Origin of the sequence: Flavobacterium sp. FlaQc-57 (assembly GCF_044007395.1) — a bacterium.
Lineage (GTDB): Bacteria > Bacteroidota > Bacteroidia > Flavobacteriales > Flavobacteriaceae > Flavobacterium.
Genome location: NZ_JBIPDA010000002.1, coordinates 130152 through 152627, shown reverse-complemented (window position 1 = coordinate 152627; position 22476 = coordinate 130152). Strand labels below are relative to the sequence as shown.

The 22476-nt window shown below is 32.8% G+C and carries 24 protein-coding genes and 1 tRNA gene; 21 read left to right on the top strand and 4 right to left on the bottom strand.

Annotation, left to right across the window (positions count from 1 at the left end; all coding sequences use genetic code 11):
* Positions 1–41: 41 nt before the first annotated feature.
* The 5 genes from ACHRVZ_RS06675 (at position 42) to ACHRVZ_RS06655 (ending at position 4390) form a co-directional block, all read left to right on the top strand.
* Positions 42–1046, top strand: a complete 1005-nt coding sequence (locus ACHRVZ_RS06675; RefSeq protein WP_395421459.1) for a hypothetical protein — start codon at positions 42–44, stop codon at positions 1044–1046.
* Positions 1006–3369 (top strand): hypothetical protein, encoded by a 2364-nt coding sequence (locus tag ACHRVZ_RS06670; protein ID WP_395421457.1) that lies wholly within the window; start codon positions 1006–1008, stop codon positions 3367–3369. Before ACHRVZ_RS06675 ends, ACHRVZ_RS06670 begins: the two co-directional genes overlap by 41 nt.
* 8 nt (positions 3370–3377) lie before the next feature.
* Positions 3378–3782 carry a methylmalonyl-CoA epimerase gene (gene mce, locus ACHRVZ_RS06665; RefSeq protein ID WP_395421455.1) on the top strand — a complete coding sequence of 135 codons (405 nt, stop codon included), beginning with the start codon at positions 3378–3380 and terminating at the stop codon, positions 3780–3782.
* Positions 3783–3929: 147 nt separating this feature from the next.
* A tRNA-Ile gene (locus tag ACHRVZ_RS06660) sits at positions 3930–4003 on the top strand.
* Positions 4004–4108: 105 nt separating this feature from the next.
* Positions 4109–4390, top strand: coding sequence for a hypothetical protein (locus ACHRVZ_RS06655; protein WP_395421453.1), 282 nt, complete (start codon positions 4109–4111; stop codon positions 4388–4390).
* 35 nt (positions 4391–4425) lie between these two features.
* On the opposite strand, the gene ACHRVZ_RS06650 is transcribed toward ACHRVZ_RS06655, so the two are convergent.
* Positions 4426–5016, bottom strand: a complete 591-nt coding sequence (locus tag ACHRVZ_RS06650; RefSeq protein WP_395421451.1) for a riboflavin synthase — start codon at positions 5014–5016, stop codon at positions 4426–4428.
* A gap of 57 nt (positions 5017–5073) precedes the next feature.
* On the opposite strand from ACHRVZ_RS06650, the gene pdxA reads away from it, so the two are divergent.
* The 12 genes from pdxA to ACHRVZ_RS06590 all read left to right on the top strand — a co-directional run bounded on the left by pdxA (position 5074) and on the right by ACHRVZ_RS06590 (position 13493).
* Positions 5074–6123, top strand: coding sequence for a 4-hydroxythreonine-4-phosphate dehydrogenase PdxA (gene pdxA, locus ACHRVZ_RS06645; protein WP_395421449.1), 1050 nt, complete (start codon positions 5074–5076; stop codon positions 6121–6123).
* Between the two features lie 106 nt (positions 6124–6229).
* The gene (locus ACHRVZ_RS06640) at positions 6230–6772 is read left to right on the top strand and encodes a YceD family protein (RefSeq protein ID WP_395421447.1); all 543 of its coding nucleotides are present in this window, start codon (positions 6230–6232) and stop codon (positions 6770–6772) included.
* Between the two features lie 9 nt (positions 6773–6781).
* Positions 6782–6976, top strand: coding sequence for a 50S ribosomal protein L32 (gene rpmF / locus ACHRVZ_RS06635; RefSeq protein ID WP_007137315.1), 195 nt, complete (start codon positions 6782–6784; stop codon positions 6974–6976).
* Between the two features lie 173 nt (positions 6977–7149).
* Positions 7150–8148 (top strand): beta-ketoacyl-ACP synthase III, encoded by a 999-nt coding sequence (locus tag ACHRVZ_RS06630; RefSeq protein ID WP_395421445.1) that lies wholly within the window; start codon positions 7150–7152, stop codon positions 8146–8148.
* A 23-nt stretch (positions 8149–8171) separates the two neighbouring features.
* Positions 8172–8660, top strand: a complete 489-nt coding sequence (gene accB, locus ACHRVZ_RS06625) for an acetyl-CoA carboxylase biotin carboxyl carrier protein (protein ID WP_395421443.1) — start codon at positions 8172–8174, stop codon at positions 8658–8660.
* A gap of 97 nt (positions 8661–8757) precedes the next feature.
* Positions 8758–10107, top strand: coding sequence for an acetyl-CoA carboxylase biotin carboxylase subunit (accC, locus tag ACHRVZ_RS06620; protein WP_395421442.1), 1350 nt, complete (start codon positions 8758–8760; stop codon positions 10105–10107).
* Positions 10108–10408: 301 nt separating this feature from the next.
* Positions 10409–10705, top strand: a complete 297-nt coding sequence (locus ACHRVZ_RS06615) for a hypothetical protein (protein WP_395421440.1) — start codon at positions 10409–10411, stop codon at positions 10703–10705.
* Between the two features lie 50 nt (positions 10706–10755).
* Positions 10756–11052, top strand: coding sequence for a hypothetical protein (locus tag ACHRVZ_RS06610; protein WP_395421438.1), 297 nt, complete (start codon positions 10756–10758; stop codon positions 11050–11052).
* A gap of 31 nt (positions 11053–11083) precedes the next feature.
* Positions 11084–11374, top strand: a complete 291-nt coding sequence (locus ACHRVZ_RS06605) for a hypothetical protein (RefSeq protein WP_395421437.1) — start codon at positions 11084–11086, stop codon at positions 11372–11374.
* A 29-nt stretch (positions 11375–11403) separates the two neighbouring features.
* Positions 11404–11700, top strand: a complete 297-nt coding sequence (locus ACHRVZ_RS06600; protein WP_395421435.1) for a hypothetical protein — start codon at positions 11404–11406, stop codon at positions 11698–11700.
* A gap of 18 nt (positions 11701–11718) precedes the next feature.
* The gene (locus ACHRVZ_RS06595; RefSeq protein ID WP_395421433.1) at positions 11719–12015 is read left to right on the top strand and encodes a hypothetical protein; all 297 of its coding nucleotides are present in this window, start codon (positions 11719–11721) and stop codon (positions 12013–12015) included.
* A 128-nt stretch (positions 12016–12143) separates the two neighbouring features.
* Entirely contained in the window at positions 12144–13493 is a 1350-nt protein-coding gene (locus ACHRVZ_RS06590; RefSeq protein ID WP_395421431.1) for a sigma-54-dependent transcriptional regulator, read from the top strand.
* 188 nt (positions 13494–13681) lie between these two features.
* Here ACHRVZ_RS06590 and ACHRVZ_RS06585 read toward each other — a convergent pair whose 3' ends face one another.
* Positions 13682–16123, bottom strand: a complete 2442-nt coding sequence (locus ACHRVZ_RS06585) for a hybrid sensor histidine kinase/response regulator (protein WP_395421429.1) — start codon at positions 16121–16123, stop codon at positions 13682–13684.
* A gap of 176 nt (positions 16124–16299) precedes the next feature.
* Entirely contained in the window at positions 16300–18201 is a 1902-nt protein-coding gene (locus ACHRVZ_RS06580; RefSeq protein WP_395421428.1) for an alpha/beta fold hydrolase, read from the bottom strand.
* A gap of 228 nt (positions 18202–18429) precedes the next feature.
* On the opposite strand from ACHRVZ_RS06580, the gene ACHRVZ_RS06575 reads away from it, so the two are divergent.
* Genes ACHRVZ_RS06575 through ACHRVZ_RS06565 form a run of 3 tightly spaced genes read left to right on the top strand, consistent with a single transcriptional unit; the run spans position 18430 to position 21258 of the window.
* A complete protein-coding gene (locus ACHRVZ_RS06575; RefSeq protein WP_395421427.1) occupies positions 18430–19542 on the top strand; it encodes an NAD(P)/FAD-dependent oxidoreductase in 1113 nt (370 codons plus the stop codon).
* Positions 19542–20312 (top strand): monofunctional biosynthetic peptidoglycan transglycosylase, encoded by a 771-nt coding sequence (gene mtgA, locus ACHRVZ_RS06570; protein WP_395421426.1) that lies wholly within the window; start codon positions 19542–19544, stop codon positions 20310–20312. The genes ACHRVZ_RS06575 and mtgA overlap by 1 nt, the downstream gene beginning before the upstream one ends.
* Entirely contained in the window at positions 20302–21258 is a 957-nt protein-coding gene (locus ACHRVZ_RS06565) for a lipid A deacylase LpxR family protein (RefSeq protein ID WP_395421424.1), read from the top strand. Before mtgA ends, ACHRVZ_RS06565 begins: the two co-directional genes overlap by 11 nt.
* Before the next feature lie 35 nt (positions 21259–21293).
* Here ACHRVZ_RS06565 and ACHRVZ_RS06560 read toward each other — a convergent pair whose 3' ends face one another.
* On the bottom strand, positions 21294–22049 hold the full coding sequence (locus ACHRVZ_RS06560; RefSeq protein ID WP_395421423.1) for a DUF2185 domain-containing protein: 756 nt from the start codon (positions 22047–22049) through the stop codon (positions 21294–21296).
* Between the two features lie 196 nt (positions 22050–22245).
* Here ACHRVZ_RS06560 and ACHRVZ_RS06555 point away from each other — a divergent pair, with 196 nt between their 5' ends.
* Positions 22246–22425, top strand: a complete 180-nt coding sequence (locus ACHRVZ_RS06555) for a hypothetical protein (RefSeq protein WP_395421421.1) — start codon at positions 22246–22248, stop codon at positions 22423–22425.
* The last annotated feature ends 51 nt before the right edge of the window (positions 22426–22476 follow it).

Sequence of the window (22476 nt, the reverse complement as noted above, 5' to 3'; positions counted from 1 at the left end):
AATTTCTTACTTTTGGGTTAAATTGTAATTTTTCTTAAGTTTTGCTAAAAAGATTTTTGATTGGTTTGTTGGTTTGTTTGCTGTTTTCATGCGGTAAAAATGAAAAGCCAATAATTGCTTTTTATTATTGGAAAACCATCTTGCGGTTTTCTGAGACCGAAAAAGAGATTCTTCGTGATAACGACGTTAGTAAGCTTTATGTTCGGTATTTTGATATTGGCTTGAATCCTGTATCACAAGAGCCAATTCCGGTTAGTCCAATTCATTTTCAAGAAAACATCAATAATTTTGGTATAGTTCCTGTGGTTTTTATACAAAATAAAGTCATGTTGATGCCGAATCTAAATATTGACGATTTGGCTCAAAAAACAATTCATTTGATAGAAGAAATAAATACTAAAAACAAAATCAATTGTCAGGAAATTCAAATTGATTGCGATTGGACATTAAAGAGTAAAGAGAATTATTTGAAATTTATTGAACGATTTAAAAAGCTTTCAAAAAAGAAACTTTCCGCAACTATTCGCTTACATCAAGTAAAATATTTTAAGAAAACAAAAATCCCAAGTGTCGATTCCGGAGTTTTGATGTATTATAATATGGGAACGATTTCGCCAGACTCATTGAATTCTATTTACAGCAAAAAAGTTGCAGAAAGATATCTGGAAAGTTTAAAAAAATACCCATTGCATCTTGATTTGGCATTGCCAATATATTCGTGGGCAGTTCATATCAGGAATCAAAAAGTAATAGGTTTACGCTCAAAACTGAATGTAAGTGAACTTAAAAATGATGCTAATTTTGAAAAAATCGGAACTATATTTTTTAAAGTAAAAAGGTCAAATTATAAAAATGGAACTTTTTACGAAAAAAATGATTTGCTTAAAATAGAAGCGATTTCCTCTGGAGATTTAATAGAAATGGCAAAAGATTTAGATGGAAATTTAGCTCAGGCTCCAAGAGAAATTATATTTTACGATTTAGACGAATTCAATATTAAAAACTATGAAAAGAATATTTTTGAACAAGTTGTTTCTTGTTTCTAGTGCTGTTTTACTTTTTGCATACGGAATAATTTACGCGTGTGGCGGTGGTGATGATTGGGATTATTTTGGTTATAATTCAAATTTTACGCCTGAAACGTTTACGGATAAATCATATTCGCCTCTTTTTTTGTCGGGGGATATTTTTTACGGAATTGGTTTTGATACGCAACATAATTCGAGGTTCAATAATGATATAAAATCAGATTGGGAAGGTTATTTAAAAGGAAAAGTAGATGCCGCCACAGTAAATTATTTTTTAATTGGTGATGAAACACCACGATATTCTTCTGATAAAAAGACATCTCAAAATAAAGTTGATATTACGCAGCTTCATGTTTTCTATAAGAATAAAAAAGAAAATCAAACTTCGTTAAAATGGGGTAAAAAGATAAATTTGAAAGATGCAAAAGTTAAAAACTTTGTTGAGTTTTTATATTTGGCTCAAAAAATAGAAACTGTATCGATAGGAGAGGATTATTGGAGTTATGATCCTGTTGTTGCTAAGACTTTTGGTGATTTAAAAATGATTCAGTCAATAGAAAATGTTTATAATACAACTTCAGACTCGTTTTTGAAAAACAGATATTGGTTTCTTACCATGAAAGCTTATTTTTATAGTAGTAATAAGAAGAAAGCGATCGAATTTTTTAATAAAACCGAAGCTTCTGTTGTTAAAAATGTGTTGTATTATCGTGCTCTTGCGTATGTTGCCGGAATAAATCATCAGCAAAAAAAATATGCAACATCCAATTATTTATATGCGCAAGTATTTGATAAATATCCGGAATTAAGAATTGTTACGGCATACAGTTTTCGTCCGCAAAACGATGTAGATTGGAATAAATCGTTGGCAATGGCAAAGAATAGTAAAGATAAAGCGGCGCTTTGGGCGATTCATGGTTTTTATAAAGATGAAGCGCAGGCGATAGGCAAAATCTATGAATTGGATCCTAAAAGTGAGCATTTGAATTATTTGTTAACTCGATTGGTTAATAAACAAGAACAGGATATAAATAATTCATTTGAGGAAAATGTAAAGGAGAATGTTCCTGTGAAAAAGCAAACAGTTGCTGAAAACAAAGTGGCAAATCAAAGTAAAATTAATGCTAAAGCTTTTGATTTGGTTTCTAAAATTGCAGCAGGCGGAAATACAGAAAAGCCATATTTGTGGGATATATCTTTGGGTTATTTGCAGACTTTAAAAGGAGATTATGCTGCTGCAGACGGTAATTTTAATAAAGCTGAAAAGACAATGCCAAAAACAGAATTGTCAGGTTATCAATTAAGATTGCTGCGTTTTGTGAATAATATGAGTAAGATTGATAAGCTTACAGATAAAAATGAAAAAACAATTTTGGCTGATTTGAATTGGTTGTACCAAGAACTTCCAAAGACATATAAAGAGCAAGAATTTCGTTATCAAAATGCAGCTCAATGGAGTAAAAATTACTTGGCGACACTTTATAGGGCAAAGTCCAATCCTGTAATGGTAGAATTATTTGGGGGAGATTCTCAATCTAATTCTTATTATTGGGGAGGTGGAAATGCTTTTTATGATGATGAAAAGAATTTACTTGATATGAAAGCATTTTTGGCTAAGTCAAATAAAACTGAAATAGAAAAAATTGGAGCGGGGATTTATAGGCTGAAATTAAAAGATATTAATAATTTCCAGGCAGTTCAGGCAACATTCAAGAATAAGATTTCAGATGCAATTGCTTTTATTCAGCAAACGGATTCAGTTCAGTCTTATACTTTTTTAGGTAATCCGTTTAACGGAAATATTAAAGATTGTCATGATTGTGATCATGCAGCATATCAAAAGAAGAAATATTCGCAAATTGAATTTCTTAATACAATAAAAGCTATGCAAGATAAACTTGCTCAAAAGGAAGATGTTTATACGAATAGTTTATTATTAGGGAATGCATTCTATAATATTACACATTTTGGAAACGGAAGAACCTTTTATGAAATAAGTATAGTAGGTTATGGTTCGAGCCCGTATTCATTTAGAGGTTCGATGAAAAATATGATTACTAATTGTAGTTTGCCAAAAATGTATTATCAAAAGGCTTTTGAAGCAGCGACGACAAAAGAACAAAAAGCAAAATGTATTTATATGTTGGCGAAATGTGAACGTAATGAGTACTATAACTATAAGTACGATAATTTGAAAAATTGGTGGGAAGCAAATGATGATAAGATTAATTTTATCGCGTGGAACGGTTTTAAAACTCTGAAAAAAGACTATTCAGATACAAAATACTATCAAGATGTAATAGCTGAATGTGGTTATTTTAATACATATGTCAACCAATAATTAATGAAATGGTAAATAAAATAGAACATATTGGTATTGCGGTGAAGGATATGAATGATGCAAATGTATTGTTTGAGAAGTTATTAGGTGTTGCGTCGTACAAAATGGAATCAGTAGAAAGTGAGGGGGTTTTGACTTCTTTTTTTCAGACTGGAACCAATAAGATTGAACTGTTGATGGCGACGAATCCAGAAAGCCCAATTGCTAAATTTCTCGACAAAAAAGGAGAGGGAATTCATCATATCGCTTTTGATGTAGAAGATATTTATGCAGAAATTATTCGGCTTAAAAATGAAGGTTTTGTATTGATAAATGAAGTTCCGAAGAAAGGAGCGGATAATAAATTGGTCGTTTTTCTGCATCCCAAAAACACAAATGGAGTTTTAGTAGAGCTTTGTCAGGAAATTAAATAAAAAAATCTCTTTTAATTATTTTAAATAAGATATTGAAAATCAATTGAGTTTTAAAAGAGTGATGTAGTTATTTGAAATTAAATAGAAATCATATCCCAAAATATTTGGAGTGAATAAAAAATAGTAGTAATATTGCATCCTCAAACCGGTCCTATAGCTCAGCTGGTTAGAGCACCTGACTCATAATCAGGTGGTCCCTGGTTCGAGCCCAGGTGGGACCACAGAAAAGCCTCATATTTTTTATGAGGCTTTTTTTATGTCAAAAATTGTTTTTATGTGGAAATCTTATACATTTGTCAGAGAAGCAGCTGTAAAGCCTTGTTTTTGTGAGAATTATATTAAGCCGAGTAAAATCAATAACCTACCTTGCTGTGATGCAGCGTGTTGAAATTATGAAGAGATTAAAGACTGTTTTTTTTGCGTTTATTTTTACTTTTTTAAATTTTTCAACTCTTCTTGCGGAGGATCCACCGGAAATTGATGATCCATTACTACCGCCAAGAGAAGAATTGCCAATTGATAATCAAATTGTGTTTTTAGTAGTATTAGCTGTTGTTTTAGGAATTGCAGTCATTTACAGAAATAGAATAAAAAAAGCTTCAATGTAAATTGAAGCTTTTTTTATGAAATTGATTTTGAAAAATTATTTGTTTATTGAATAAAGTCGAGAGATGTATTTTCCGACAACATCAAATTCCAGGTTTATTTTTGTTCCAACTTTGAAATTTTTAAAATTTGTATTCTCAAAAGTATACGGGATAATCGAAACGCTAAATTCATTTGTTTTAGAGTTTACAACTGTAAGACTTACTCCATTCACCGTAATAGATCCTTTTTCGATGGTGATATTGCTTAGATTCTTATCGTATTCAAAAGTGTAATTCCAACTTCCGTGTGCTTCCTCGATCTTAATGCAGGTTCCGGTTTGGTCAACGTGGCCTTGAACAATATGTCCGTCAAGGCGGTCTCCAAGCTTCATTCCTCTTTCAAGATTTACAATTTCGCCTTCTTTCCAGTCGCTAATATTTGTTTTTAAAATCGTTTCGTCAATAGCAGTAACGGTGTAAAATGAGTCTTTTATCGCGACAACTGTTAAGCAGATACCGTTGTGTGAAACACTTTGATCTATTTTTAATTCATTTGTGATTGAAGAGTCTACTGTAATGTGAAGATTATTTTGGTCTTTTCGTATTTCGTGGATTCTTCCTAGGGTTTCTATAATTCCTGTAAACATTGTTGTTTTATTTTACTAAATTTGCACATCAAAATTAGTAATAAATAACCTGAGCACATGAATAAAAGAGCAGAAAATATAATTGTTGGAATTTCAATTGGAGATTTAAACGGTATTGGAAGCGAAGTTATATTGAAAACATTCGAAGATTCTCGCATGTTGGAGATGTGCACGCCCGTTATTTTTGCTAATGCAAAGATACTTTCATTCGTTAAAAAGAGTTTTACATCTACAGTTCAATTTCATGGAGTTGATAAATTAGATCAGGTTTTACCAGGAAAAGTAAATGTCTTTAATTTATGGAGAGAAGGAGTTGATATTAATTTGGGAACAAATGATGAAAAAATTGGCGAGTATGCTATAAAATCATTTGTTGCGGCAACCAAAGCTCTGAAAGAAGGTGTGATTGATGTTTTAGTAACAGCGCCAATAAATAAATATAATATCCAGTCAGAAGATTTTAAATTTCCGGGACATACAGATTATTTGGATCAGGAATTAGAAGGGAATGCTCTTATGATGATGGTACAGGATAATTTAAGAGTAGGTTTATTGACCGATCATGTGCCTTTAAGTGAGGTTTCTTCTCATTTGACAGAAGAATTAATTACAAGAAAGATTGAAACAATCAGAAAGTCTTTGATTCAGGATTTTAGTATAGTAAAGCCAAAAATTGCAGTTTTAGGATTAAATCCTCATGCAGGAGATGGTGGGGTTATAGGGAAGGAAGATGATCTGGTTTTAAAGCCGACTTTAAAGAAAATTTTCGATGCCGGAACAATGGTTTTTGGTCCATTTCCTGCTGATGGCTTTTTTGGAAGTGGTCAATACGAAAAATATGATGCGATTGTGGCGACATATCACGATCAGGGATTAATTCCGTTCAAAACATTATCTTTCGGAAAAGGAGTGAATTATACAGCAGGTTTAAATAGAGTTAGAACATCGCCAGATCATGGTACAGCATATGATATTGCTGGGAAAGACATGGCAGATTTCAACTCATTCAAAGAGGCGGTTTATCTAGCAATAGATATTTTTCGTTCGCGTAATCAGTACGAAGAGATTACCGAAAAACCTCTTAAAATAAAAGAAAAACAGTTATAAACAAAAAAAGGTGAATAAGATTATTAGTTTTATAATAATTTTATATCTTTGCACCCCAATTCAGGTATCTGAGTTTTAGATATGAATTGGTCAAATTGATGTTGAAATGAGCAAAACAAAAGAATTTTTAATTCCTTTCATAGGATTAAAACTAGGAAAACACCATTTTGAGTATCAAATAAGTAACGCGTTCTTTGAGAACTTTGATTACGACGAATTTCAAAGTTCGGATATCAAAGTAGGTTTAGTTTTAGATAAGAAGAGCAACATGTTAGAGTTGGAGTTCAAACACAAAGGAACAGTAAATGTGCCGTGTGATCTAACAAGCGAAGATTTTGATTTGCCTCTAAAGGGTAAAATGAAATTAATAGTTCGTTTTGGAGATGAATTCAATAATGATAATGAAGAGTTGTTGATCTTGCCGCACGGAGAGCATGAAGTAGATGTAGCACAATATATTTATGAAATGATTGCACTTTCGGTGCCGTTAAAACGAGTTCACCCAGGAGTAAAAGATGGAAGTTTGCAAACGGAAGCCCTTACTAAATTGAATGAACTAACTATCAAAGAAGAGAAAAAAGAGAGTAAACAAGAAGAAGATATTGACCCGCGTTGGGACAAATTAAAGCAACTATTAACGGATAAATAATATAGTAAAATGGCACATCCTAAGAGAAAAATCTCGAAAACAAGAAGAGATAAGAGAAGAACACATTATAAAGCTACTGTAGCTCAAATCGCTACATGTCCTATTACTGGAGAAGCACATTTATACCACAGAGCTTACTGGCATGAAGGTAAAATGTATTACAGAGGGCAAGTTGTTATCGATAAATCTGTAGCGGTTGCTTAATACGTTTTCGTAAATGATACTAGAACTCTCACATAGTGAGAGTTTTTTTTGTTGGTTATAATTTTCTTTTTTTAAGAAAATATCTACAAATTAATTTCGTTTTTTTTTGTAATTTTCAAGTCTTTTAAAAATTTTTCAAATACACTGTATTTGAAACGAAATAATAGAATATAATGAATACAATCACAGCCGCAATTACCGCTGTTGGAGCCTATGTTCCTGATTTTGTACTTTCGAACAAAGTACTGGAAACAATGGTCGATACTAATGATGAGTGGATTACTACTCGTACCGGAATTAAAGAAAGAAGAATTCTTAAAGATGCTGATAAAGGAACTTCGTTTCTTGCCATAAAAGCAGCACAAGATTTAATAGCAAAAGCTAATATTGATCCGTTAGAAATTGATATGGTTATTATGGCAACAGCTACTGCAGATATGCCGGTGGCTTCTACAGGAGTTTATGTTGCAACAGAAATTGGAGCTACAAATGCATTTGCATATGATTTGCAAGCAGCGTGTTCAAGTTTTTTATACGGAATGTCAACTGCTGCAGCTTATGTACAGTCAGGGCGTTACAAAAAAGTGTTGTTAATTGGTGCAGATAAAATGTCATCAATTGTAGATTACACAGACAGATCAACTTGTATTATTTTTGGAGATGGAGCAGGAGCTGTTTTATTCGAACCAAATTATGAAGGCCTAGGCTTACAAGATGAATACTTACGAAGCGATGGTGTAGGACGCGATTTTCTTAAAATTCCTGCCGGAGGTTCTCTAATTCCAACTACAGAAGAGACCGTAAAAAACAGACAACATAATATTATTCAAGACGGAAAAACCGTTTTTAAATATGCTGTAACTAATATGGCTGATGCTAGCGAATTGATTGTACAAAGAAACAATTTGACTAACGAAGATGTAAACTGGTTAGTACCGCATCAAGCAAATAAACGTATTATTGACGCAACTGCAAGCAGAATGAATCTTGATGATTCGAAAGTATTAATGAATATTGAAAAATATGGTAATACAACTTCAGCAACTTTGCCTTTAGTAATAAACGACTTTGAACACCTATTCAAAAAAGGAGATAATATTATTTTTGCCGCTTTTGGTGGTGGATTCACTTGGGGATCTATTTACCTAAAATGGGCTTACGATAAAAAATAAATCAAAACTAAAAACGAATCATTATGGATTTAAAAGAAATTCAAAACCTAATCAAATTTGTAGCAAATTCGGGAGTTGCAGAAGTGAAGTTAGAAATGGATGACGTAAAAATCACCATCAGAACAACTTTAGAAGGGAATGTAACTGAGACTACTTATGTACAACAATTACCTGCTCAGGCGGCATTGCCACAAGCGGTTGCTCCTCAACAAGCAGCACCAGTAGTTGTAAACGTAAATACTGATGCTCCGGCTCCGGCTGAAGATTCTAAATTCATTACTATTAAATCTCCAATTATTGGAACTTTTTACAGAAAGCCATCTCCAGACAAACCAGTTTTCACTGAAGTTGGAAGCACTATTGCAAAAGGTGATGTTCTTTGTGTAATTGAAGCAATGAAATTGTTCAATGAAATCGAATCTGAAGTTTCAGGTAAAATTGTGAAAATTCTTGTTGATGATATGTCTCCGGTAGAATTTGATCAACCTTTATTCTTAGTAGATCCATCTTAATTTTAGATCGTTAGATTGTTAGATTTTGAAATGCTTAAAAGTAACTGAAATCTAATAATCCAATTATCAAATTGTCTAATTATCTAATTTTAAAAAGATGTTTAAAAAAATATTAATTGCGAATAGAGGAGAAATTGCACTTCGTGTAATTCGTACATGTAAGGAAATGGGAATTAAAACTGTAGCAGTTTACTCTACAGCTGATGCAGAAAGTTTACATGTTAAGTTTGCTGATGAAGCGGTTTGTATTGGTCCCCCTCCAAGTAACTTATCGTATTTAAAAATGTCAAATATTATTGCTGCTGCCGAAATTACTAACGCAGACGCAATACATCCAGGATATGGTTTTCTTTCTGAGAATGCTAAATTCTCAAAAATTTGTCAAGAGCACGGAATCAAATTTATTGGTGCTGCTCCTGAAATGATTGATAAAATGGGAGATAAAGCTTCTGCTAAAGCTACAATGAAAGCTGCAGGAGTTCCATGTGTACCAGGTTCTGACGGATTATTAGAATCTTTCGAACAAACACAACAATTAGCTAAAGAATTTGGTTACCCAGTTATGCTTAAAGCAACTGCTGGTGGTGGTGGAAAAGGAATGCGTGCTGTTTGGAAAGAAGATGAGTTATTGAAAGCTTGGGAAAGTGCACGTCAGGAAGCTGCTGCTGCATTTGGAAATGACGGAATGTACATGGAGAAACTTATTGAAGAACCACGTCATATCGAAATTCAAGTTGTTGGTGATTCATACGGAAAAGCATGTCACCTTTCTGAAAGAGATTGTTCTGTTCAACGTCGTCACCAAAAATTAACTGAAGAAACGCCTTCACCATTCATGACAGACGAATTGCGTGCTGCAATGGGAGAAGCTGCTGTAAAAGCTGCTGAATTCATTAAATACGAAGGAGCTGGAACAGTAGAATTTTTAGTGGACAAACACAGAAACTTCTACTTCATGGAAATGAATACTCGTATTCAGGTAGAGCACCCAATTACGGAACAAGTTATTGATTATGATTTAATTCGTGAGCAAATTATGGTTGCAGCTGGAATTCCAATTTCAGGAAAAAACTATTTGCCGGAATTACATGCTATTGAATGTCGTATTAATGCTGAAGATCCATATAATGATTTCCGCCCTTCACCAGGAAAAATTACTACGCTTCATATGCCGGGAGGTCACGGAGTACGTTTAGATACTCACGTATATTCTGGTTATACTATTCCGCCAAATTACGACTCAATGATTGCTAAGTTAATTACAACTGCACAATCTCGTGAAGAAGCAATTAGCAAAATGCGAAGAGCTTTGGATGAATTTGTTATCGAAGGTGTGAAAACTACAATACCTTTCCATAGACAATTAATGGATGATCCAAGATATATTGCAGGAGATTATACAACTGCATTTATGGATACTTTTAAAATGAATCCTATAGAAGAATAATATTTATGAAGGCTGTCAATTTTTGACAGCCTTTTTATTTTCTATCATATTTAACCCGACATGTTTTTTTTGCCTGTTGGGTTTGCTGTTTTTTAGCAAGTAAACACTTTTTGTGTTTACTTTTTACACACTGATTTAGAATAGTATACACTTTTTTACAGTTTGAGTTTTTAGTTGTTTTTTGTGTAATCCCTTTAAATATGGGAGTTTGTATAGTTTGGCATAGGGATTTTTGTTTACGGCATAATAATTTCATTATCTAAAGCGTAAACAACTATTAAATAATTAAAATATACACATTATGAAAAATTTATTCTTATCAGCCGCAATTGTTTTAGGAAGTTTAACATCATTCGCTTCAACTTCTCCAATCACAAATACAATCGTAAAAACGATTTCTATCGCAGACGAGTACACAGAAATAAAATTAGAAGAATTGCCAGCTCCTATTACTGAAGCTTTGAAAAAAGCATATCCAGATGCGGTAATTACAAAAGCATATAAAAACGAAAAATCAGAATACAAGTTGGACGTAACAGTTGGTGAAAAAGTTGGAAATCTTTTTGCTAATGCAGACGGAACTTGGATTAAAAAATAATTCTTTAATCGTTTAAGATTAATTATTCAAACTTTAAATATATACACACTATGAAAAATTTATTTTTATCAGCCGCAATCGTTTTGGGAAGTTTAACATCATTTGCTTCAACTTCTCCAATCACAAATACAATCGTAAAAACAGTTTCAATTCAGGACGAGTACACAGAAATTAAAGTAGAAGAAGTGCCAGGTGCGGTAACGGAAGCTCTAAAAAAAGCGTATCCAGATGCAGTGCTTAACAAAGCATACAAAAACACTGCTTCTCAATATAAATTAGAGATTACAGTAGGAGACAAAGTTGGTGCTCTTTATGCTAATGCAGATGGATCTTGGGTAAAAAAATAATTAATCAAATAACCGTATAAAAACTATCACTATGAAAAAGTTAATTTTATCGGCAGCTATCCTGTTAGGAGGGTTGTCAATGCAAGCAGGAAATGTTGTCGTGACCAGTTCAATGGTGCAATCAGTAAACATTCAAGACGAATATAAAGAAATTGATGCCGTTCCGGCTGCAATTAAAACAGCGTTAGACAATGCTTATCCAGGTGTAAAATTGGAGAAAGCATATGTAAACGAGAAGAAAGAGTATAAAATAGAGATCACCGTAAGAGGCGAAAAATCTACTGTTTATACAGATGCTTCTGGTAACATTCTTAAAAAATAACTATTAATAACCCATAAAAACTATTTATTATGAAAAAGTTAATCTTATCAGCAGCAATTGTACTTGTAGGTTTGTCAGTTCAGGCAGCTAACTCTGTAGTTAAAACTTCAACAATTCAATCTGTAATTGTTCAGGATGAATTTACAGAGATTGGCGCAGATGCAGTTCCTGCAGCTGTAAAATCAACAATCGAAAAATCTTTTCCAAATACAAAGCTTGAAAAAGCCTATAAAAGCGAAAAGAATGAATACAAACTAGAAATTTCAAGTGGTGACAAAAAGTATACTGTTTATACAGATGCTTCGGGTAACATCATTAAAAAATAATTATTAAAAGAGCGCACTATGAAAAAGTTAATCTTATCAGCAGCAATCGTTTTGGGCGGTTTGTCAATTTATGCAAGTAATGCGACAACTCCGGAACAGGCTAAAATAACTGTTTCTATTCAAACTGAATATACAGAAGTTAGTGCAGATGCTGTACCAGCTGCTGTGAAAACAGCACTTCAAACTGCTTATCCGGGTGCAAAACTGGACAAAGCGTTTGTAAACGAAAAGAAAGAATATAAACTTGAAATATCGGTTGGTGACCAGAAGGCTACTGTTTTTTCAGATGTCAATGGCAACTGGTTGAAGATATAATTAGGTGAATTTAGATTTAGATTTTTGGTGAAAAAGAGATTGCGATACGCAATCTCTTTTTTTTTGCATAATTTTGTGAAAAGACAATTTTAATAGTCTTATTTTAGCAAAAAAGTCCCTAAAAACAAATGCCAAAGATATTATTGATCGAAGACGATATTTCGTTTTGTAAATTATTAGAGAAGTTTCTAATAAAAAAAGCATACGATGTAACTATTGCTTTCTCTGCTGCAGAGGCAAGACTAGCAATCAAAAAAGAATCATTTGATTTGATTTTGACAGATCTTCGTTTGCCTGATTCTGACGGTATTGGATTAATGGCTGAAATAAAAACATCTTATCCTCAGGTTCCTGTTATACTAATGACGGGTTACTCTGATGTGAATACCGCTGTAAAAGCAATTAAAAATGGTGCCGCAGATTACATCTCAAAACCATTCAATCCTGACGAGGTTTTATTAGTAATAACAAATGCATTAAAGGCTTCAGAAACTGAAACAGAAGAAATTCCCGCAAAGGAAAAGAAAACTGTAAAGAAGAAAGCTACTGCAGATAATGAATTTGTAAAAGGAATCTCTGTCGCATCTAAAAAATTACTAGATCATATTCAATTGGTGAGTCCAACAGATATGTCAGTTTTGATTATTGGCGAAAGCGGAACAGGTAAAGAAATTATTGCCAAAAGCATTCATCAGCAAAGTTTACGAAAGAATAATAATTTTATTGCGGTCGATTGTGGAGCGATTCCTAAAGAATTAGCAGCTAGTGAATTCTTCGGACATTTAAAAGGATCTTTCACTGGTGCAATCAACGATAAAATGGGTTATTTTGAAGCAGCAAATGGAGGAACTCTTTTTCTGGATGAAATAGGAAATCTTTCGTATGAAAATCAAATTCAGTTATTGAGAGCGCTTCAGGAACGAAAAATAAAACCTGTTGGAAGTAATAAAGAAATAAACGTCGATATACGCATTATTACGGCTACGAACGAAGATTTGCGTGAAGCAGTAAAAAATGGTGATTTTAGAGAAGATTTATATCACAGAATCAATGAATTCTCCATTCAGTCGCCATCATTAAAAGACAGAGACGAAGATTTAATGGTTTTTGCAGATTTTTTTCTGGAGAAAGCCAATCAACAATTAAATAAAGACATTATCGGATTTTCGCCAGAAGTAGTTTCGATTTTTCAAAATTACAGCTGGCCAGGAAATTTACGTGAATTGCAAAATTGCGTTAAACGTGCCACTCTTTTGTCAAAAGGCGATTTTATAGAAAGTGAAGTGTTGCCTGCAGAATTTTTTCAGATTCAAAAACAACCAACTGCCAATGGAAGTTTTTCATTATCAGAAAACGAAAAAGAAGCTATTATTCATGCTTTGTCAAAGGCACAAAACAATAAATCTGAAGCTGCAAAATTACTTAAGATCACTAGAAAAACACTTTACAATAAGCTAAAACAATACAATATAGATTAACTCGCTGAGTGTAATTTTTAAACACATAGAAACATAGTTTTGTGCTACTCATTAGGCGTTTCACTTGTATTAACAAACATAGAACTATGTGTAAGAAACTAATTTCGTTTTTACATTCTTTACCCAGTCTAAAATCTATGATTCTATGTGTTAGATTTTTTTTACTAATTGCACCAAACGGTTATAGATTAAGCAATTTCTTTGTTCAAAGCTTCAAAAAGCAAATCTGTTTTTGATTTTAGAGAGTTGTAAAGCGCTGTCAAATCAGAATTTTCGAGATCTTTCGTTTCTAAAAATTTTAAAATTTCACTAATCTCACCTGTCTGAATTTGCTTGAACATTGGAGCAATTCTGTGAGCAATTGAATTAATTTCGGCAGTATTCTTTTCGATTATTGCATTTTCTAAAGAAGCCATGTTTTCAGTACTACTTTTAATAAACGATTTCAAGACCTCTTTCAAAGCTTCATCGTCATTGCCTAAAAACTCTTTTAAGGTTTCCAGTGAGTACAATTGTGATGATGTTTTTTCTTCATCTTCAGTAATTTCAACATTCGGCAAAGTATCATTCTCTAAAATAAGCTGAATAGTTTCTAATAATATTTTAGGCGAATAAGGCTTTTTAATCACAGTTGTAAAACCGGCATCGGCATAAACCTTAGAATCCAAATCAGTTCGTCCGGTTAAAGCAATTACAGGTTGGTTTTTATAAGTTGAATACCCTGAATTTTTTAGTTTTTTCAGAAACGTAAAACCGTCCATTTCCGGCATTTGTATATCAGTTATCACAAAATCAAAATTAGTGTTTTGAATCGCCTCTAAAGCTTTTGCAGCACTGTTGAAAGATAAAACCTCATGTTTTTCCTGCCTTAAAACGCCACTAGTCAAATTCAGGAGATTAATATCGTCATCAATAACGATAAAAGTTTGTTTTTTAGTGCTAAAAAACACTGGTTTTTTTACTTCAACAGTAGAGGTTTGGCTGTGATCAAACAACAACGGAAGTTCAATTTTAAAAGTACTTCCTTTTCCAAAAGTGCTTTCAAGAGCTAAATTCCCACCTAAAATAGAAATTATTTTCTGGCAAATAGACAAGCCTAAACCAGTTCCTCCATATTGTTTTTCGATGTTTTCATTTGCTTGAGCAAATTCTTCAAAAACTAATTTCTGATTTCCTTTTTCAATTCCAATTCCGGAATCCTGAATAGAAATAACGAAATTTTCGTTGTTCTCAGATACATATGCGCTAATTTTAATAAAACCCTCGGCCGTAAACTTATAAGCATTTCCAATAATATTACTTAAAATTTGTTTCAATCGAAACGGATCGCCAACAATTCTGGTATTAAGCTTCTCGTCAACATTTATAATAAGGTCGATCTCTTTTTGTTTGTAAACGGTTTGAATACTTTTAGCAACTTCATCAATAATTTCAGGCAGCAAAAACGGAACTTTTTCTATTGTAATTTTTCCCGCTTCAATTTGAGAAAAATCCAATAAATCCTGTACCAATTGCGTGATATATTCTGATGAGTTTTTAATGTTTTTAATGAAATACGATTGTTTGGTATTCACATCAGAATTGCCCAAAAGTTCAGAATAGCCAACAATTGTACTCAAAGGCGTTTTTAAATCGTGACTAACTGTTGATATCAATTGTTCGCGGCTCTTGAGTAGATTCTTAGTTTTGAAATTGGCAATTTCAAGTTGTTTTTTATAGACTTGCGATTTAGAGTAATCGCTCACAATTAAGATCGAGAAAAACAATGTCAAGATTAAACCAGTAATAGCTGATGCAGTTACAATTTCGTTGACTTTTTTAAGCGATTTTTCTTTAAGTGAATTGTTTTTTATCGAGTTAATAATAATTTCTCTTTCGATAATTCGAAGTACTTTCCTAAGCTGATCTGAAATGGCAATTTCATTTTTTAGCAGTTTATTTTCTTCAAAATTCAGTGATTCCTTTTTCTTCTCAGCCTTCAGTTTTACATTGCTTAGCAGTTTTTTCGAATTGGCTAAAATCGAATCAGAAGCTTGTTTACTAAGTGTGTTTGTACTGTCATCCGGGATATTCTGATTAAGATAATCGACATATTTTTGAAGTACATTTCGCTGATAACTTCCTAATTGATTTGGGTTTTTATTGAAATCCTGAAGTTCCAGTTTTCGAAGTTTAAACTCCATTTTAGTGATTTCGTCAATAGCGGTATTTACCGAAACTTCGTCTTCGGCTTTGTTTTTTATAGTCTTTAACTGTCTGATATTTTTCGTCTTTTCAGACAACAAATACGTAACGCTATCGAGTAAAGTTTTTTGATATTGTGTTGAAACAATTTGCTTTAAAGTATCAATTCTCGATTTCAAAGAATCTGTTTCAATCAGATAATTTTTAAAATCTTCCTCAGAATTGTTTTGAATTGTTTTTCGGGCTAAACTTTCTGTTTTATAAACATTCGAAAACAATTTACTTACTTTAAGAATCTTGGTTTTTTCGAGTGCAATTTTATTTTCTAATTTATTATAAACTACATTTTCAGAATATAAAAACCATCCTACCGTAACAACCAAAGCCAGTAATGCAACATAACTGAAAAGGACTTTAATAGGCATGTAACTTTTTTTACTCTCCATAGAATGTTGTTGTTGAGATTTGTGGGTTTTATATTGGAAATAACTGCAATTTATTTAAAATTTCTGTTTTAGGAATATAAATAAATGCTAATGTTTTACATAATTCACAGATCTGAAAAACAAAATAGCCGCAGATTTATGTAATCTGCGGCTATTTTTATATTTGAATTATTTGATTAAAGTGTTTCTTTCAACCATTTAAAAAATTCACCTTGCCAAACCTGAGCATTTTGTGGTTTTAAAACCCAGTGATTTTCATCTGGAAAATAAACAAATCTACTTTTGATTCCTCTTAATTGAGCAGCCTGAAAAGCTTCTTGTCCTTGTCCAATTGGTACACGGTAATCTTTTCCACCTTGGAAAATTAAAATTGGTTTGTTCCAGTTTTGAACCAAAGTTGCAGGGTTAAAAGTAGTGTAGGCTTTTTGAGCAACAGCATTGTCTTTTTCCCAGTAAGCACCACCAAAATCCCAGTTGTTAAAGAAAACCTCTTCGGTCGTTCCTAACATACTAACCGTATTGAAAACACCATCGTGAGCAATAAATGTTTTGAAACGGTTTTTGTGAATTCCAGCCAAGTAAAACACAGAATATCCTCCGTAGCTCGCGCCAACACAACCTAAACGAGATTTGTCAACATAATTTTCTTTAGAAACGTTGTCAATTGCCGAAAGGTAATCGTCCATAACTTGTCCGCCCCAGTCTTTACTAATTTGTTCGTTCCATTCAACACCATGTCCAGGCATTCCGCGACGGTTTGGTGCAACAACAACATAACCTTTTGCAGCCATTAAAGAAAAATTCCAACGGAAAGAATACGATTGTGTCAACGCCGATTGTGGCCCACCTTGGCAAAATAATAAAGTTGGATATTTTTTTGAAGCATCAAAATTTGGAGGTAAAATTACCCAAACCAACATTTTTTTACCGTCAGTTGTCGTAACGTAACGTTTCTCAGTTTTGCTAAGCGTTAATGTTTTGTAAGTTTCAGTATTTACATTAGACAATTGTTTCCAAGTATTTTTCTTCAAATTAAAAGAAAAAATCTCCGGAGCATGATTCATGTCGTTTCTTGTTACGATAATATCGTCACCAGCAAATCCAACTAAATCATTAACATCAAAATCACCATTCGTTAATTGACGAACTGTAATTGCAATTCTGGTTAAACCTGGAAAGTTTACCGTAAAAAGTTGTTTTGTTCCATCAACAGGAGCTACAAAAAATACATTCTTACCATCTTTACTCCAGATAAAATTATCTACAGTTCCGTCCCAATTTGCAGTTAAGTTGGTTTTGATTCCTTTAAATTCAACAATAATGTCGTTTTTATCCGCTTCATAGCCGTCACGTTTCATTTGCAGCCAAGTTAAATTTCCTGTTGGAGAAAATTGTGGAGCTGTGTCGTAACCTAAATTACCTTCAGTTCTGTTGGTTGTTTTTTGAGTTTCTAAGTTGTACTCATAAATATCTGTATTAGTAGAAATCGCATATTGAGTTCCTGCTTTTTTCTTGCAAACATACAAAATGCTTTTTGAGTCAGGAGACCAGATATAATCTTCGTCACCGCCAAAAGGTTTTTGAGGAGAGTCAAAATTTTCACCTTTTAAGATGTCAATTCCTGTTGCTCCATCTTTGTTTTCTTTGTAAAAAACATGGTTGAATTTACCTTCATTCCAAGTGTCCCAATGACGATAATCTAAACCATCATAAATTTGAGCGTCAGATTTTTCAAGTTTCGGATAAAAATCTTTACCTAAAACTTTGTCAATTTTCACTTCTTCATTGTAAACTAAAAATTTTCCGTCAGGCGAAATATTTTTGTCTGCCAAAATTTCCTTAGTGTCTTTAATTTCTGTTGCATTTCCACCATTTACCGGTACAATAAAAAATTTAGAAGACGATTTGTTTTCTTCAACTGAAGGAGTTGAAACCTTAAAAACAACGTTTTTTGCATCTTTTGAAAGACCAAGCGCACTCACTCTTCCTAATTTCCATAACAATTCCGGAGACATTACATTCTGTCCGATAGCGTTTAAACTCATCATTATTAAGGTTGTAAATAATACTTTTTTCATAATAAAATTCTAATATTCGTGGGGTTAAAAATACAACATTTAAATTCCAATTTTTGTTAAAGTTTGGGACATTTATGTTCAATTGTCACTCTGAGCGGAGTCTAAGAGCGCACAGTAAAATAGCTTCTTCCGAAACATCAGGATCGCTCAGCTTGACAAAACGGATTAAATGACCTTATATCAATTATATGGTTCGAAAAAATCATTATTTTTATAAAAAATTGACAAATGGAATTAAGTTATTGGGAGCTTAAAAATTGGTTTACAAATGTTGATTATACCATCGTAGGTAGTGGTATTGTTGGTTTGCACGCCGCATTGCGCTTACGCGATAGATTTCCAACGGCAAAGATTCTTGTTTTAGAAAAAGGAATGTTACCACAAGGTGCCAGTACCAAAAATGCTGGTTTTGCCTGCTTCGGAAGTCTTTCTGAAATTATGGAAGATCTCAAAACACATTCAGAAGAAGATGTAATAAAACTGATCGAAAAACGTTGGAAAGGTTTGCAATTACTCCGTAAAAGATTGGGAGATGCGGCAATCGATTTTAAACCTTACGGCGGTTATGAATTGTTTTTGAAAGAAGATGAAAACGGATTTAATGATTGTATTTCGAAATTGCCTTTTGTCAATGAAATTTTGAAACCACTTTTTAAGGCCGATGTTTTTTCTAAAGATTTAGACCGATTTGGATTTGAAAACATTCAGGAATATTTGGTTTTTAATCCGTTTGAGGCTCAAATTGATACAGGAAATATGATGCAGGAATTACTGAGACAAGCGGTTTCTGAAAACATTTTAATCTTAAATCAACAAACCGTTACCGCTTATTCTGATTTAAGAAATCAAGTCGAAATTGTACTGAATGATTTTAGTTTTAAATCAAGAAAAATGCTTTTTGCAACTAATGGTTTTGCAAATGCAATAACAAAAGGAGCAGTGCAGCCAGCAAGAGCGCAAGTGTTAATTACAGAGCCAATCGAAAATTTGGCCATAAAAGGTACTTTTCATTTAGATCGCGGTTATTATTATTTTAGAAATATAGGCGATAGAATCTTGTTGGGCGGCGGACGAAATCTTGATTTTGAAACCGAAACGACAACTGAATTTGGTCAAACGAAAATTGTACAAAATAAATTGGAAGATTTACTTAAAAATGTAATTTTACCGAATCAGGATTTCCAGATTGCACATCGTTGGAGCGGCATTATGGGAATTGGAAATAGTAAAAATCCTGTTGTTGCGCAACTGTCTGAAAACGTGTTTTGTGGAGTGCGTTTAGGTGGAATGGGCGTGGCAATTGGGAGTTTAATAGGAACAGAATTAGCAGATTTAATATAATGGCAGTAGCGAAAAAACCGGCACCAAAAAAGACAACAGCAAATAAACCAAAACCGACACCCAAAAAGGGCAATCGCTCTTTTGGCGAAAAAGTGAAATGGTTTTTCATCAAATTGTGTTTGTGGTTTTTTGGAGTTTCAATTGCATCGGTAGTTATCTTCAAATATATTCCGGTGCCTTTTACACCTTTAATGGTTATTAGGGCTATTGAAAACAAATTAGCAGGAAAAGAAGTTTATTTTGATCACGATTGGGAGCCTATTGAAAAGATTTCTATGAATTTGCAAAAGGCTGTAATCGCCAGTGAAGACGGAACTTTTTTAAAGCACAATGGTTTTGATTTTAAAGCACTTCAAAAAGCATATAAAAGTAACGAACGCGGACGTAGAATTCGTGGCGGAAGTACAATCTCGCAACAAACCGCCAAAAATGTATTTTTGTGGCAAGGGAAAAGTTATTTGCGTAAAGGTTTAGAAGCTTATTTTACCGTTTTAATTGAGCTAATTTGGGGTAAAGAACGCATTATGGAAGTGTATTTGAACAGTATCGAAATGGGTGATGGAGTTTATGGCGCTTATGCTGCGACCGAACATTGGTACCGTCGCGATGCTTCGAGTTTAACGCCAATGCAAGCGGCAGGAATTGCAGCGATTTTGCCCAATCCAAGAAAATTTAAAGCAACAGGATCTTCAAGTTATATCAATCGTCGTAAAGAACGAATTGTTCGTGAAATGCGCGCGGTTGGAAAAATAAATTATAATGCGAAGTAAAAAAGCCTTTTATGCGTTTTTATTACTGACATCGGCTTGGGCTTTTGGACAGGGAAAAATGACAGAAATTGGTTTGATTACCGACAACGATTTATACACATCGTCTAAAAATGATATGTATTATACCAACGGCTTAGAGTTTTTTTATCGCTTTTTATCGAAAAATAATAACGAAAAAATAAGCAAACAGATTACCGAATTTCGAATTGGACAATACATTTATAATCCTAGATTTATAAATGAAACGGCTGTCGATATAAATGATCGTCCGTTTACAGGTTATCTTTTTGCCGAAGCCGGACGAAGTTTTTTTTATAATAGTGAATCTGTTTTAAAAACCGATTTTCAGTTGGGTTTCATGGGGCTGAACGCTTTGGGTAGAGAAACGCAGGAAAGTTTTCATCATGTTATTGGCTATAAAAAAGTCTATGGCTGGGAAAATCAACTGCATAATGCTCTGGCGGTGCAAGTTCATGTAATGTATTCGAAGAAATTGTTTCCAACCAAACACAATGATTTTATAGATCTTCATTTTCAGTCCGAAGCTAATTTAGGGACTATTTTTACGGGAGTTTCTACAGGATTCTTAACTAGAATTGGTTTCAAGAAATTACTTCCTATTTATGATTCTAATTTGCACGACGCTTCTATAAGTGCAACACCGCAATATAATATTCGTGAATTTTATTTTTATGCAATGCCAAGCGTCAATTATCAATTTTATGATGCAACGATCGAGGGCAGCATGTTTAGCAATACAAGTCCGGTAACTTTCGATTTAGAACCGCTTCGTTTCAACGCCGAATTTGGTTTAAAATACCGCCACAACAACTTCAATATGTCGTATTCTTTTATTTATAGAGGAAGAGAATTAAACGATCCGCTTACAAATACCAATTCAGGTTATTTTTATGGAAGTATCCGATTTGGGTTTTTGTTAAGGTAAGAAAGCTTTTTTGACAGTAATGGGATACGTAGTTTTTATGCTTTCAGTCTTATGCTTTTCCAAGTATTTATTGCCCAGTCGAAATCTGCTTTTTCATCAAAGTAGAATGCAGCTTGAATAACTTCTTTATCAATTATAGAAAATCCAAAAAGTACATTATATACTTTTTGCTCGTCATTTTCTTCTATTAAATAACCTATTCTTGAAGCTTCATTATCAGAAAATTCAAATTTGTTTAATGTTTTAGATTTTGTCTGATCTCGATTATCAAGATCTTGTTTATGCTCTTCATATAATTCTTCTTTGTTTTTTTCTGAATTCCATACAATTAATCGAATAGATTTGTCTCCTGTAGTATAATATAAAGTTCCATCTTCTTCAATTGTTCGTTCAAAGAGATTGTTGATTTCAATCGTCCATTTTTCAGTTAGTCTTTGAGTAGTCATATAGTCATCTTCCAGATCAAAATCAGTGACTTTATACCATTCAGAATTATCTTTTGTTCGTTCGTAAACAGAACCAACTCCTTTTAACAAAATATCTTTAATTGAAGGATCAATTTTTAGAATAGTTGAAGGATCATATATTCCTGCATTCGCGGAGTTATCAGTGTATTCTTCTGATTCAAATCCTGTAAAAATTCTCCAGCCACTATCTTCGGGTCTTGTTCTTTTTTCACGATATAAAAATCCAGGTTTAATATTTTTATCAACAACCATTTTAGAAACCATAAGTCCTCCAATTGGTGGGAAGTCCTCAAAATTTTTTTCTTTCTTTTTGAAAAATTTCATATAGTTAGTTTTAATTATATGTGAATAAAATTAAGTGATTTTTTTATTTAATTTATAACAAAAGAATACTTTTTGAATAGTATAATTGCCATGTAAAAGTCATGAATGTATTATAATAAGTTTAATGTAAACACTTAACCTTTTGATAATGTATTGAATAGTTTTAAGTTCTATTTTTATTTAAAAAATTAAAGCTATGGGAATTAATTGGGTTGTAATAGGAGTTGTAGTATTATTGATTATCATTTTGGTTGTTTTAACAATTAAAAAAAATCAGAAAGAGAAAAAGAAGTTAACGAATCATCTAAATAATGACTTCAAAAAAACGGAGAAAGAAAGAGTTGATTTTGAGGATAACGCAAATGAACGATTATAGTTTTTGTTTAAAACAAAAAGCCGTAATACAATTGGAGTACTACAGCTTTTT